This window comes from Halpernia humi, assembly GCF_900108025.1.
GTDB lineage: Bacteria > Bacteroidota > Bacteroidia > Flavobacteriales > Weeksellaceae > Halpernia > Halpernia humi.
The window spans coordinates 32865-46900 of sequence record NZ_FNUS01000004.1; the positions used below are offsets into that span (position 1 = coordinate 32865).

10 protein-coding genes are annotated in these 14036 nt (G+C 33.0%); 1 reads left to right on the forward strand and 9 read right to left on the reverse strand.

Annotated features, from left to right (window positions below):
• Window positions 1-99 precede the first annotated feature (99 nt).
• Window positions 100-1773 carry a glutamine--tRNA ligase/YqeY domain fusion protein gene (locus C4S29_RS08690; RefSeq protein ID WP_103913938.1) on the forward strand — a complete coding sequence of 558 codons (1674 nt, stop codon included), beginning with the start codon at window positions 100-102 and terminating at the stop codon, window positions 1771-1773.
• Window positions 1774-1816: 43 nt separating this feature from the next.
• Here C4S29_RS08690 and C4S29_RS08695 read toward each other — a convergent pair whose 3' ends face one another.
• From C4S29_RS08695 to C4S29_RS14675, 9 genes are all read right to left on the reverse strand, one after another.
• Window positions 1817-2017: a hypothetical protein gene (locus C4S29_RS08695; RefSeq protein ID WP_103913763.1), complete on the reverse strand. Its 201-nt coding sequence runs from the start codon at window positions 2015-2017 to the stop codon at window positions 1817-1819.
• Between the two features lie 58 nt (window positions 2018-2075).
• A complete protein-coding gene (locus C4S29_RS08700) occupies window positions 2076-3035 on the reverse strand; it encodes a YpdA family putative bacillithiol disulfide reductase (RefSeq protein ID WP_103913764.1) in 960 nt (319 codons plus the stop codon).
• A gap of 158 nt (window positions 3036-3193) precedes the next feature.
• Entirely contained in the window at window positions 3194-4651 is a 1458-nt protein-coding gene (locus C4S29_RS08705) for a sigma 54-interacting transcriptional regulator (RefSeq protein ID WP_103913765.1), read from the reverse strand.
• Between the two features lie 81 nt (window positions 4652-4732).
• Entirely contained in the window at window positions 4733-5884 is a 1152-nt protein-coding gene (locus tag C4S29_RS08710; RefSeq protein ID WP_103913766.1) for a vWA domain-containing protein, read from the reverse strand.
• Window positions 5885-6021: 137 nt separating this feature from the next.
• Window positions 6022-10239 (reverse strand): T9SS type B sorting domain-containing protein, encoded by a 4218-nt coding sequence (locus C4S29_RS08715; protein ID WP_103913767.1) that lies wholly within the window; start codon window positions 10237-10239, stop codon window positions 6022-6024.
• A gap of 63 nt (window positions 10240-10302) precedes the next feature.
• Window positions 10303-10587, reverse strand: a complete 285-nt coding sequence (locus C4S29_RS08720) for a chaperone modulator CbpM (protein WP_103913768.1) — start codon at window positions 10585-10587, stop codon at window positions 10303-10305.
• Window position 10588: 1 nt separating this feature from the next.
• A complete protein-coding gene (locus C4S29_RS08725) occupies window positions 10589-11500 on the reverse strand; it encodes a DnaJ C-terminal domain-containing protein (protein WP_103913769.1) in 912 nt (303 codons plus the stop codon).
• 226 nt (window positions 11501-11726) lie between these two features.
• Window positions 11727-13052 (reverse strand): hydroxymethylglutaryl-CoA synthase family protein, encoded by a 1326-nt coding sequence (locus C4S29_RS08730; RefSeq protein WP_103913770.1) that lies wholly within the window; start codon window positions 13050-13052, stop codon window positions 11727-11729.
• A 367-nt stretch (window positions 13053-13419) separates the two neighbouring features.
• Window positions 13420-13713 (reverse strand): hypothetical protein, encoded by a 294-nt coding sequence (locus C4S29_RS14675; protein WP_146063296.1) that lies wholly within the window; start codon window positions 13711-13713, stop codon window positions 13420-13422.
• Window positions 13714-14036: the final 323 nt, after the last annotated feature.

The window sequence follows — 14036 nt, forward strand, 5'->3', positions numbered from 1 at the left end:
TATTAATAATTAATTAAATCTATTTTTAATATTAGAAAATTGGATATGCAAAATAAAAATTCCCTCACTTTTGTTTAAATTTGCAAAATGAATAATCCTATGGAAGAAGAAAAAAAATCCCTCAATTTTATCGAGCAAATTATAGAAGAAGATTTAGCCAATGGTTTATCGAAAGACAAATTGCGATTTCGTTTTCCGCCGGAACCAAACGGATATCTTCACGTAGGTCACACAAAGGCGATTTGCATTAATTTTGGTTTGGGTGAAAAATATAACGCGCCCGTAAATCTTCGTTTTGATGACACCAATCCTGAAAAAGAAGAGCAAGAATTTGTAGATTCCATCAAAAAAGATATTGATTGGTTGGGTTTTAAATATGATAAGGAATTGTATGCTTCAGATTATTTTGATGATTTATACAATTGGGCTGTGCAAATGATCAAGGACGGAAAAGCCTATATCGACGAGCAAAAATCCGAAGAAATTACCGAACAAAGAAAAAATCCTTTTGAAGACGGCGTAGAATCACCTTACAGAAACAGGCCAGTTGAAGAAAGTTTAAAACTTTTTGAAGGCATGAAAAACGGCGAATTTGAAGTCGGAACCATGAGTTTGCGCGCAAAAATCGACATGAAATCGCCAAATATGAATATGCGCGATCCTGTGATGTACCGAATTTTGAAAAAAAACCACCACAGAACGGGCGACAAATGGAAGATTTACCCAATGTACGATTGGGCACACGGCGAAAGTGATTATTTAGAACAAATTTCGCACTCACTTTGTAGTTTAGAATTTGAAAATCACCGTCCACTTTACGATTGGTATTTAAACCAAATTTATAAAGAAGGAACGGTGCGAAATAAGCAGCGCGAGTTTGCGAGAATGAATGTTTCTTATTTAATTACATCCAAAAGAAAACTGCAAAGATTGGTCGCAGAAAATGTGGTAACTGGATGGGACGATCCAAGAATGCCGACAATTTCCGGGATGCGAAGAAAAGGTTACACACCAAATTCGATTAAAAATTTTATTGAAAAAGTAGGCGTTGCAAAACGTGAAAACTTAATAGACATCGCACTTTTAGAATTTTGCGTGCGCGAAGATTTGAATAAAGTCGCCAAAAGAATGATGGCGGTTTTGGATCCTGTGAAATTAATTATAGAAAATTATCCGGAAGATAAAGTTGAAATGCTGGAAACGGAAAATAATCCGGAAGATGAAAATGCAGGAACACGGCAAATTCCTTTCGGCAGAGAACTTTACATTGAAAAAGAAGATTTTAGGGAAGAAGCAAACAAGAAATTTTTCCGTTTAAAATTGGGCGGTGAAGTTCGTTTAAAATCTGGTTACATCATTAAAGCAGAACGCGTAGATAAAGATGAAAATGGTGAAATCACAACGATTTACGCTACTTACGACGAGAAAAGTAAATCTGGAAGTGGAACGGAAGAAAGTTTAAGAAAAGTAAAAGGAACGCTTCATTGGGTTTCTGCGAAAAATGCGTTGCCAATTGAAGTGAGAATGTATGAAAGACTTTTCACCGTAGAGCAGCCAGATGGAGAAAAAGAAACCGACTTTTTAGAATTTGTTAATCCAAATTCTTTAAAAATTATTAATGGTTTTGGTGAGCCAAATTTGAAAGATGTTGCCGTAGAAGAACCGTTGCAATTTCAACGTTTGGGTTATTTTACGAAAGACAGAGATTCTTCAGAAAATCATTTGGTTTTTAATCAAACTGTGACTTTGAAAGATAGTTTTAAACCGGAATAAAAAGTAGAATTTTTATAAAATTGAAGCGTTGATTTATTTTAAATCAACGCTTTTTTCTTTTTGATTTATAAATTTTTATAATTAAAATAAGCCCGATTAATTCTAATACAAGTCCAAAAATAAAAACGCTAATAAAAACATTGTCAGAAAAACGCAGTATTTTCTTTAATATGAAAGCAAAAGCCCATAAAAAAAGACCGACTACAAAAACTGGAATTGCAGGTGATGAGATCAGTTTTTTCATAAAAAATATTTAAAATTAATCTAAATAATCTGTCCGAAAGACTTCAAAAACGTTACATTTAATTTTTAGAAACAATATTATTCACGATCATTTCTGCGTGAATTCTTGAGTTTTCTATAAACCAAAGATGTGTGTCTTTGCCGCCGCAAACAACGCCTGCCAAATACAAATTGGGAACATTGGTTTCCATTGTTTCTTGGTTGTAAAACGGATTTAGGCAATCGCCTTGCAATTCAATTCCAGAATTTTGTAGAAATTTAAAGTTGGGCAAATAACCCGTCATTGCAAGAACAAAATCGTTTTCTATTTCCTGAATTTTTCCATTTTCATCTTTAAAAATGATAGAATTTTCTGTGATTTCTACTACTTCCGAGTTAAAATGTGCGGCGATAGATTTTTCTTTAATTCTGTTTTCAATATCTGGTTTTACCCAATATTTTACACTTTTAGAAAACTCATTGTGTCGGATGATCATTGTAACTTCTGCACCTTTTCGGTAAGTTTCTAAAGCGGCATCAACCGCGGAATTGCTCGAACCAATGACGGCAACTTTCTGTTTTGCAAACGGATAAGGTTCTTTATAATAATGTAAAACTTTAGGTAAATTTTCACCTTTTACGTTCATCAAATTTGGAATATCATAAAAACCGGTTGCAATTATTACATTTTTTGCATGGTAATTATTCTTGGAAGTTTCAACTAAAAAAATTTCATTTTTAGTAATTTTTAAAACTTCTTCATAAAGATTGATGTTGAGATTTCTTTGGCGTGCAATAGTTTGGTAATATTCTAAAGCCTCTCTCCTGCCCGGTTTTGGTGCCGTTGAAATAAAAGGAATTTCCGCGATTTCTAATTTATCTGAAGAAGAAAAAAACGTCATATACAAAGGATAATTATACAAAGAATTGACAATCGTTCCTTTTTCAATTATTAAATAAGAAAGGTCATTTTTTTTGGCTTCTAGTGCGCAATTTAAACCAATTGGTCCGCCACCGATAATTATTATATCAAATATCATTTTGCAAAGTTAGTGTTCTTTAATCACACAAGTTTTAAATAATAAATTTGGTGAGTTTTTATTTAAAAAATTTAGCAAATAATTTAGATTTTAATTTGTGTAAAAATCTACGTTATCTGCTAAATATTCGAGAATATTCTACGCGTAAATGTCAAAGATTAATTATTCCAAAGACGTGTGCCGATACTTGCCGCATCAAATTTGTAGCGCGTGTCATTTTCCGATTTATCGAGTTTTTTACTGATCGTTAACGCCCACAAAACCATTTCTTTACAGAAATTTTGATCTTCCTTGTTAAAATTTTCAGCATATTCTGCTACCAAATCTAAAAGCGGGGAAACACTATTTAAATTGGCATAAAATTCTTCATCAGTATCAGAAAAATTTAATTCAAGTTCATTGGTATTAAACCATTGAATTAAATCTGTATAAGCCGTTTTTTTACCTTCTTTTTCCAATTTTGGTATTTTTGGGAAAATAGTTTCGAATTGTTTCATCACTGCGGCATCAATTAAAATTTTTGCAACCTCATCTGCGCCTTCTTGTTCGCCTTCATAAACCAATTCAATTTTTCCCGTGATAGAAGGAATAATCGACATAAAATCTATCAATCGAACAGTGGTTTTTTCAGATTCAGATTCTATTAAACGTAATTTTGCGGCAGCCATTAAATTTTCCATTGCAGAAATGCTTAGCCTTGCGCTCACGCCACTTTTTGCATCTACAAACTCGCTATTTCTAGCAGCAAATGCCACTTCTTCCAATAAATTTTTGGCTAAATTTGGTACTTTAATCGATTTTGCATCTGTTTCAGAAATCAACGCTTCTTGCTCGGTAATTTGTCTGGCCAAAGCAATTGTTTTGGGATAATGGGTGAAAATTTGAGAACCAATTCTATCTTTCAAAGGCGTCACAATGCTTCCTCGGTTGGTGTAATCTTCTGGATTTGCGGTGAACACAAACTGAATATCTAAAGGCATTCTCAACTGAAATCCACGAATTTGAATATCGCCTTCCTGCAAAATATTAAATAAAGAAACCTGAATTCTCGCCTGTAAATCTGGCAATTCATTTAAAACAAAAATGCTGCGATTCGCTCTTGGGATCATGCCGTAATGCAAAACGCGCTCGTCGGAATAAGGCAATTTTAAGGTCGCCGCTTTTATAGGATCAATATCGCCGATTAAATCGGAAACATTTACATCTGGTGTTGCTAATTTTTCAAAAAATCGGTCATTTCTGTGAACCCAAGAAATTGGTGTTTCGTCGCCAAGTTCTTCAATTAAATCTCTTGCAAATTTTGAAATCGGCTGAAACGGGCTGTCATTAATTTCAGAACCTTTTACAATCGGCATATATTCATCCAACAAACTGACCATACTTCTGGCAATTTTTGTTTTTGCTTGCCCGCGCAAACCAAGCAAATTAATATGATGACCTGCCAAAAGCGCTTTCTTCAATTGTGGAACCACGGTGTCTTCATAACCCCACAAACCTTCGAAAACTGGTTGTTTTGCTTTTATTTTTTTAATTAAATTCTGCTGAATTTCTTCGTTAATAGTTTTATGAGTAAAACCAGAATTTTTTAATTCTTGGAAAGTTGTGTCTTGTTTCATTTGTAACTAATAATTATTATTTGACGGTTTTAAACTTCTAATGTATGTCTCACGTCTCAAATCTATTGTCTAATATCTATTTTATATTCTTTTAATTCTATTCTTCTCGTAATCTTCAAAAATCATTTCACCTAGGCCAGAAAGTCCGGTGAGAAAGGCTTTCCCTTTATTTTGCGCCGTGAAAAGTTCTACAAATCTGCGCAAATAAGGATCTTGCGCAATCATAAAAGTGGTAATCGGAATTTTTAATTTTCTTGCTTGTGCCGCTTTATTCAGACATTGCCCAACAATCATTTCATCTAAACCATTGCTATTCATGTAAAATTCTCCATTTGGCAGCCGCACGCAACTTGGTTTTCCGTCGGTAATCATGAAGATTTGTTTGTTGGTATTTCTCTTTCTGCGCAGAATATCCATCGCCAATTCTAAACCTGCAACGGTATTTGTGTGGAAAGGTCCGACTTTTAAATAAGGTAAATCTTTAATTTTAATCGGCCAAGCTTCGTTCCCAAAAACAATGATATCAATTGAATCTTTAGGGTATTTTCTTTTAATTAATTCCACTAAAGCCATGGCGACTTTTTTTGCGGGTGTAATTCTGTCTTCGCCATACAAAATCATAGAATGCGAAATATCGATCATCAAAACAGTGCTCATTTGCGCTTTATGCTTGGATTCTTCTACAATTAAATCGTTTTCCGTTAAGCGCAAATCTGAAATTCCGTTATTAACTTGGGCGTTTTTTAAACTTTCGGTCATATTAATAGTAGAAAGATCATCGCCATAATTAAAATTTCGGGTTTCACCATCGCGTTCATCTCCTACTCCAATTTTTTTGGTTTGATGATTTCCCACGCCGTTTTTCTTTAATTTACCAAAAATTTGGTCTAAAGCATATTCGCGAAGGGCGGCTTCTAATTTTGCCGTTAAAACATTTTTTCCTTTACCGGTGCCTGCGTTTCCGTCTTCATTGTCATTTTCTTCTTTGATGTAGCCGCGTTTTTTCAGATCATTTTCAAAATCTTCGAGCGAATATTCATCATTAAAAATGGTATATTCTTCATCCAACTCATTTAGCCAATCAAAAGCCTCTTCAATATCGCCAGAAGTGTGCGTGAGTAATTCTTTAAAAATATCGAAAACACGGTCGAAATGGGAGATTTCTTCGGGAATATGTTTGCTGAAAGTGAATCCTCTTCCAAAATTAAACCTCATTTGTTCTTTGTTATTCATATTATTTTTGAAATAAATTATTAAACAAGTATGTTTAAATATTAGTTTTACAATTTAAGTAAAAATATTTACCAAAAAAAAGATTTTGCTTCATTTTTTATAAAACGTTTTTAATGTTTTTTATTAAGGCAAAACTACTAATTTCTGTTTTTCAATAAAATCCAGCCATTAAAAAGTCTTCCGTCTGGCAAAGTTAAGATATACCAATAAGAATCTGTAGGAACATTGCGTTTATTCTCTTTGCCATTCCATTCTAAACGGGTGGCGCTTTCTTGCTGAAAGATTAATTTTTGGTAGCGGTCAAATATTTTTAAAGTGGCTTTTTGCCCGTCGAAAACATAGAGATTATCTATTATCCAGGTGTCATTTATACCATCTCCATTTGGTGAAAAGGCATTAATTATATTTAAAACCAAGCCTTGTTTTGTAATTGGTGCGCAAATAGAATCTAAAAATTTCACATAAAAAGTGACAACGCCGGAAGGTAAATCATTAAAAACATTGGCCGTTTGATAATGAATTCCGTCTATTGAATATAAAATAGTTTTGCTTCCTGTTGCAAGCACAGTGGCAGAATTTCCATTAAAAATAAGATTTGTGATGGTCGGAACTTCATACTTTATAACCTTAAAATTAGTAGTAAAACTACAGCCATTTGCAGCCGTTACATTTATGGTATAAACGCCTTCTGTGTTGATGTTTAGGACCTCATTATTTGTAGAAATTATTTTGCCAGAAGGATCTATCCACTCAAATTTCACAATATTTAAAGCCGAAAAATCGGGCTGAATATTTACAAAACCATCTGGGCAGAAATAAAAATCTGGCAAAGTAAACATAGGTGTTTTCTTCAAAGCAAGATTTATCACCACTTTTTCTGAGCAAAAACCTGGCGCAGAAATTTTTACAAAAATAGTTTTGGGGCTAGAATTTTCATTAAATAAATAAGTTTGCGGATTGCTTATTTTATTGCTATTATTATTCAAATCTGAAAGTGATGGGAAATATTCAAAAGTAGCATTTCCGGAATAAATTTGGCTTTGAAACTGCGTTACATCTATATTTTCAACGCCATCATTTCCTATGTCACAGGTATTGGTTACTGTGAATGGCCCATAATTATCGAGTATAAGTTTTTTACCTAAATTCAAATCAAAATAAGCCGTATCAAAACAAGCTGCAATATTTTCTATACGTACCCAAAGTCTTGTAGGAAAAGGATTTGTACTAAAACTTTCGGGATTCGGAATGGCATTTTTTGCTGTTTTAGCATCACTTTCTGAATAATAAAAAGAAAACTTATTTTCGGGGGAACTTTGGTTGACCATATTTTCGGTAAATGCGAGTAAATTAACATCATAAAGACCGTCTAAATTTTCATCGCAAACGTTATTAATTGTAGATTTTAAGGCTTTTGGTGGCAAAAAAGTCTGCAAACGAATGGGCGAAACCGAATAGCACGACGTGGATTTTGAGGTAAATCTTGCCCAAACTAAAACATTTGATAATGAAGTAGTATAATTGGTTGCTATCTGTTTTGCGGGATTTCCGGCATTTGCATCTGCTTCTGTCGCATAAAATGTAATTGCTAAATTTGCCAATGGAATGCTATTTTCGCTTTGAGTGAAAAGTTGTGGAAGCGCATCATCTAGATTAAAAGTTTCATTTAAATTAAAATTAAAATCACATTTTTGCAATAAGGCATTTTTTAAAATAATTGGCGCCAAAAAATTAAGTTTAATATCGATTTTGCTTACTGAAAAACAGCCGCCATTTTGAAATGAAATTTTTGCGAATACAGTTGCAGTGCCTTTTACAGAATAATTTTTAGGGTCCACAATTAATCCAGAAAATGAATTACTTGCGGAATTATAGGTGGTAAAATAAGAAAATGAAACTGCATTATTTCCAGTATAAATTTGGGACTCAAATTGCGTTAAATCTACGTTTTCTTCACCATTATTATTATTGTCGCAAACAGAATTTTTTACTAATGATATTTCAGGCGTTACAACTGGCGTTGGAACCAAATTAATATTGATTTCAAAAACATCATAACAATCGTATGAAAGTATTCTCACAAATAATTTTGCACTATTTGTAACGAATAATTGAGTGATAGGATTGGTATTATTTTGCGCATCCACTAATGTAGAAAAATACGTTACAGTCGCAGTTTGCGAACCTACAATGCGACTATTTAAAGTGCTTAAATTCACATTTTCTACACCGTCGTTTAATAAATCACAAACCAAAAAATTAGACTGTGCAATTACTACGTGAACCAAATTTATTGATAGCGCTTTCAGAGCGTAGCAGCCAGTAGAATCTGCAAATTTTACCCAAAAAACGGTACTTACAAAATTGCCATTATCCGTAATGGTCTGTAAATTTGAAAGTGGATTCTGATCATATTCCGCATCGTAAGCTGTTGCAAAATAAGTAGTTGTGATACCCGTAAGCGGACTCACCAACATTTCTGGCGAATAATCATCTAAATTTACCGATATATCTTTTTCACCATCGAAACAGATATAGACCGATTTTTCTGATGCTATAATTTTTATAAACGTGATATCTAAATTGATGGTTGCCACACTAAAACAGCCACCAGGACTTTCAACCCTCGCATAAACCGCATATTTTCCTTCGTGTATGAAATGTTCGGTATTGCTCGACCCAGAAATAGCATCGGCATAAGTATCGTAAAATGAAAATTTAACATTTGAATCTGTCGAAATCAAAGGCGCAATTTTCAATAAAAAATCAAATGGTTCTGTATCATTGTCTTTAAAATCGCAAGTTGTTAGAACAAAATCTATCGGAGAATTAATAGTTGGCGATGGTTTAAAACTAAGCGTAATTGGCCCAAAAATTTGGTTACAAGTTTGTGTTTTATAATTAACAAATAACTGTGTTCCGCTTCTGATATCAGTTTGGGTAACTTCATTTTTATCATTATCCGCGTCAGACTGCGAAAGAAAATAATGAATACTACCGTTTAAAGGTGCGCTAAATAATTTTAAATCAAAAAGAGATAAGAGATAATCTTTTTCGATGCCATCATTATTGTTATCGCAAATCTCGAGATTACTGGTTATCAAACTATTAGAAATTAAAGTTAACTTCAAAACTGACGTTCTAAAACAAAGTGGATCTGAAGGATTTTGGATCCGCACAAAATAAGATTTATTCGTAGTTAAGACAATATTTTTTGGCTGCGGATTTAAGCCACTTTGTGCATCTGCTAGAGAATTGTGAAAACTGAAAATTAAATTATTAGGATTTTGGGGCGTTAAATCTGCGCGATAGTCATCAAGATTTACATCAAAAGAAGAATTTCCGCAGAAAATTTTAGTATAATCTTTGGCTAAAGGAAAATCGGGTGCAAAAGTAACAGCTGAAGATTTTTCTAAAACTAAATTGGTTGTCCCACAAATTGCATAACTCACTTTTACCGTATAATTTTCATTTTCTTCGGGGCAAACAGTCACGCTATTTCCACCTCCAATGTTTTGGTTGTTAGAATTATACCAATTCACTTTCGGAATTATCGCGCCGCCAGTTGGCGTAAATTTCCAAGCTTCTTTTGAAGCCGCCCAAGTTCCAGTATTTCTTGTAGCGGGCGAATAACCCAAACTTCCGTCGCCATTCATGATTCCCAACAAAGATTCGTTAAACTTTGCTGTGGCACAAGGAAGCGGTTTTTCATCTACAAAAACTTCAATATTATTTGATCCTTCACTCAACACTATTTGTGAGGTGGAAGTTTGATCGCAACCCACAATTCTACCTTTGTAATAATTGATAATTAACTTTCTACAAGGCGCAGATCCGATAATGGCATAGTAAATTTCCGAATCATCATCTTTAGAAAAAACCAAATCTTGCAACACACCAAAAATGGCATTTTTAGGGAGTGATGCACTAGGATTTGTGCTGCGAAAGTTGGGGTAATTTACGCTTCCCAGTTGGGCACTATCAAAGGTTAGCATGCCGTTTGTGCCAATTATAAGCTCATTGTAACTGTTGCCAAAAAAGCAGAAATTAAAAGGCAGAACAATTTTTTTTAGAAATAAATCGTCTGCATTTGCATTAAGCGGCGTTCCAGAATTAAATGCTGCATACGGAGAAAATGTTTCTGAACTTACGCTGTAAGACGTTGTTTCATTAAATGTTGGATAAGTTGCATTTAAAGTTAAACATTTCCCATTTAGAGGATAATTGCAATTTATAAATGGATTTTCGGACCCAAAAGAATCTGTAATTTTTGGGCTATCACAAAATTGCTGTCCGAAAATCTGTGTAGAAATTAAGCCCAAAGAAAAAATATAAAAAAGTAATTTTTTTAGCATTTAAGAAGGGTATAAAACATTAATAACATGCAACTTAAAATGCAAATATTCGCTTTTTATATTTTACTTTGCATAGTTTTTATATTGCGCAAGGTTACGATTTTCTTGTAATAAATTTTCTATTTTATTTAATAAATTATTAATGATTTCCAAACCTGGCAAATTGACCTCTAAATCGTAATGCCAATTGGCAAAACGTTCTAAATTTGGCAATTCTTCATAAGAAATATACTTCACTCTTTCTTCTTCAAAAGTTTTTATCAAACCACATTCTTCTAAAGAATCTAAAAAATGAATCTCAATATTATAATTTTTTACAAGTTCTTCTCTTGATATTTTATTTTGCATTTCATCTTAATTTTTGGAGTTCCTCAAACAATTCTTTTTCTTTTGCACTTAAACTTGTAGGCAATTTTATTTTATAAGTCACCAACAAATCTCCAAATTGCCCCTCTTTTTTGTAAACCGGAAAACCTTTTCCTTTTAAACGAACAATTGTGTCATTTTGTGTGTCGGGTTTTACTTTTAATTTTACTTCGCCGTCTAGAGTTTTTATTAAAACTTCGCCGCCAAGAATTGCAGTGTAAAGATCCAATTCTACATCAGCAAAAAGATTATCGTCAATTCTCTTGAAATCTTTATCTAAGGAAATATTGAAAGTGATAAATAAATCACCATTTGGTCCGCCGTTAATGCCAGGATTTCCATGCCCTTTTAATTTAATTTTTTGGCCGTCTGCAACACCCGCCGGAATCGTGATGCGTACTTTTTTACCATTAATATTAAAAGTTTGCTGATGCGTTTTTGCCGCATCTCTTAAACTTAAATTAAGTTCCGCAGAAACATCTTGTCCTTTAAACTTATTTGAGGCACTTCCTCTGCTTTGTCCGCCAAAACCGCCTGCTCCGCCAAACATACTTTCAAAAAAGTCTGAATAATCTGCACCACCACCAAAATCTGCACCACCAAAACCACCGGAATTCCCGCCTTGATATTGTCTTTGTTGTTGCTGGTTTTGTCTTTCGTATTCTTCGCCATGCTTCCAGTTTTCGCCGTATTTATCGTATTTTTTACGATTTTCGGGATTGCTTAAAACTTCGTTGGCTTCATTAAGTTCTTTAAATTTCTGTTCTGCAACTTTATCATTTGGGTTTAAATCTGGATGCAGTTTTCTAGCCTGTTTTCGGTAGGCTTTCTTAATTTCGTCTGCAGTTGCCGTTTTCGGAATACCTAAAATTTTGTAATAATCTATAAATGCCATTTTTGTTTTCGTCTTCTCAAATTTACTCAATTTAAAATTTAAACCATCTTAAAAAACAATTAAAATTGATTTGTGAACTAAAATTTTAAACCACAAAGACAAAACTTAAATTTATGAAATACTTTATTTTTATAGAACTCAAGGAAAATTGAATTCTAAAGATTTTCAATAGGTGAACTTTTATTCTTCTGTTTTCAATCTTTGCGACTGTATGGTTAATTTAAATTTATTTAAAACTATAAAATCTCGCGCCATAAGAAAGCGGATTTTCCATTTCAATTCTATCTAAACCAAAACCGGAATTACTTTCTTGAACTGAATTTTTAAGTTGTTTCCGATGCAATTTTTCATAAGTTTCAAAATCAATTTCTTGTCTTTGCTTTAAAACTTCAAAAAGACGCCATTTTTCCACAATTTCTTTCCAGTTTTCAGAAATTTTTGCGGTGAAAACTTTCGCTTTTGAACCGCTTCCGTAAGCCAAAAAACCTATTTCTTTTCCCATCAAATCTTCATTTTCATTAAATGAAACTTGTAAGGCAGAAAACAAAGCCATAAAAATCGACGCAGTGTACATATTTCCAATTTCAGAAGAAGCGCGCTGCGACGTTTCTATTTTTTCATTAATAAATTTTAAATACGCTTCAGATTTTGCAACCGCTTTTTGATCATCTAAAGTGTCGAAAGGCAAATTATTTTCTATGGCAAATAATTCCGTAAAAACCCGTTTCCCATGAAAAGCATAAGGCAAATGGAAAATTAAAAAACGCCAATTTTCGTATGGTTTTTCGCTACTAATTTGAGATTTGTAGTGTTCATACGCTTCTCTAATTCTATTTTGATAACATTGGTTGGAATATTGTCCGTCAAAAACGGGTTCGTCAGTGAAAATTTCTATTTTTTCTGGCGAATTTTCTGGTAAATTTTGAACTGCGCTTTTCTCAATAATTCTTCTTGGTTTAAAGAAGTCAAAAACAGATTCTGTGGCAACGCCCCAAGTATTTTCAAACTCTAAAAGTTGTGGCTTATCGGAAACCAAAAGTGCGACAGAACCGCCGCCTTGCGTATATTCGCCGGAAGAAGCGAGTTCATATTTGGCATAATCTGCAGCAATTACAACGGCTTTTTTTCCGGGATTTGCTTTGCAAAAATCAATGCAGTTTTGAAGCGCATCGATGGCGCCAACGCAAGCGAAAGTCAAATCTACAACATCGCAATTTTTAAAAATTCTTTTGCCAAATTTTTCCTCTAATTTTTCTTCAACCATTTGCATCGCAAAAGTAGCAGTTGGTTTTGCAGCATCTAAAGCACTTTCTGTTCCTAAATAAATCCTGGAAATTTCCGCTGGATTTATATCGTAATCTGCGATTAACTTATATAAACTTTCTGCGGCAAAAGTGGCTGCATCTTCGTGCACATCGGCTAAAGCCATTTTATGCAAACCTAAACCTTTCTCTAATTTCGCGGGTTCAATTCCTCTTTTTTCTGCTAATTCTCTGATTTCTAAATACAATTTCGGCACATAAAAACTTGCCGCTTCAATCCCAATTTTCATTTGTAGTTGTTATTATTTTTATGGTCAAATGCAATCGCCTGCTTAAAATTCTCGTTTATTGATGAAATTTATTGATGGCGATTTCACTGTTTACTAATTTTTGAATAAAGGTAAGAAATTTTGAGGTTTTGATTGAGGTTTAGAATTTAGATTTATTCTAAAAAAGTACATTTTGTCATTCTGAAAGAATCTAAGCATAGATTAAGACAACGGCTGAGATTCCTACGGAATGACAAAAAAGTGGAAATAAATATTCTTCCGTTCGTTAAAAATTGAAAATTATATTATTATTAAAGCACGGATTGCAAATCCGCGCTATCGGATTATTTTTTTTGAAAGAATTGTAAATAAGCGTTAGCAGAGTTTTTCACCAAATCTTAATTGTTCCCTTAATTTCGAAGCCTTTTCTATTTTTGGCACCGTCAATAATTACGGTTAATGTATCTTTTAATTTTGGTTCTCGATAGTAAGTCCAAACTGCATTAGCACTATCAGCATTTTCCATATTTTGGATATCTAAAAAAATAGAATCATTTTTATTTCGGTCAAAACTTAAATTGTAAGGATATTTGCTAAATTTCAATAAATTTGTTTCTTCACTTGTATGAAATCCATATTTAAAACCTTTTTCAAAATATGGAATAAATTTAAAATTACTCAAATTTTGTGAGTCCTTTATCTTATAATTTAATTCTCGAACAAAAACACCCCTCTCTTTTGATTCTTTAATTTGACTTGTTCCCACTCTATATTTCCATGGCTTATACCCGTACCAACCCGCATACACATTTAATAAACTGTAAAGTAAAATTCCACTTATAAAAAAATATAAAAAGTATCTTGCCTTCAATTTTTAGAGATAATTTTTTTGAAAAGTCCATATCATATCTCAAATTTACACAAATTTTCTTAAAAATTCTCAAGTCCATATTTTTATAACACACCATAATTTTCTTCTCTTGAAAAGAAAAAATACAATTGAAA